The following is a 618-nucleotide window of genomic DNA, read 5'->3' as shown; positions in this document are numbered from 1 at the left end:
GGGTTACCGGCCAAAAGGAGTGGATGGGTTCGGGCGTGTTCATCCTCGTCCGGCCCACCCGCTGCGTTGCCAGAGTCCTTCGCTGGCGTCGAGGCCGGTGTCGTAGAGTGCTGGCCCGTCGGGTTCGTCCTGGACGGTTGATCGTTGCTTCTGTGGCACCGGCGCTGCGGTTTTGAGTGCTTCTTCGAGCGGGAGTTCGTGGAGTGTGAGGAACCACTCCGCAGCTCGCCTGCGATGTTCCTCGCTCATGCCCCGGTGTCGTTTCAACAGGTCCCGCAGTCCCGCGTTCACACCACCCTCGAGTGGTGAGGTGGTGCGCGGGTTTCCGTACATCACATACGTGAACAAGAGGTCCTTCCGCACCACGTTCCGGATGAGGAGCCAAGCTTTGCGGAGCCTGTGATGGGTGAATCCGAAGTTCCCGTTCCGGAGCAGTGTGCGTTCACGCGTGAGATATCCGAACGCGCGCCACCACTCATCGAGCCGGATCTGCCATTCGATCGCTTGTTCCTCGTCCCAGACCTTGCTCAGTTGCAGCACGAGACCGCGGAGCGCCCGCCCGGCCGGGGTGCGCGGGTTCCGGGTGAGGTGCCTGGTCACGTTGAGTTGCAGATGGAA

At 62.9% G+C, this 618-nt stretch carries 1 pseudogene; it reads right to left on the bottom strand.

The annotated features are described in order from the left end of the window. Positions 1-39: 39 nt before the first annotated feature. Positions 40-618: pseudogene (locus ACUYV6_RS13160) on the bottom strand (hypothetical protein); the annotation flags it as partial.

Source organism: Leucobacter sp. GX24907 (assembly GCF_053567335.1).
Note: the sequence above shows the minus strand (reverse complement) of the source record. Positions and strands in the feature narration are given on the sequence as shown.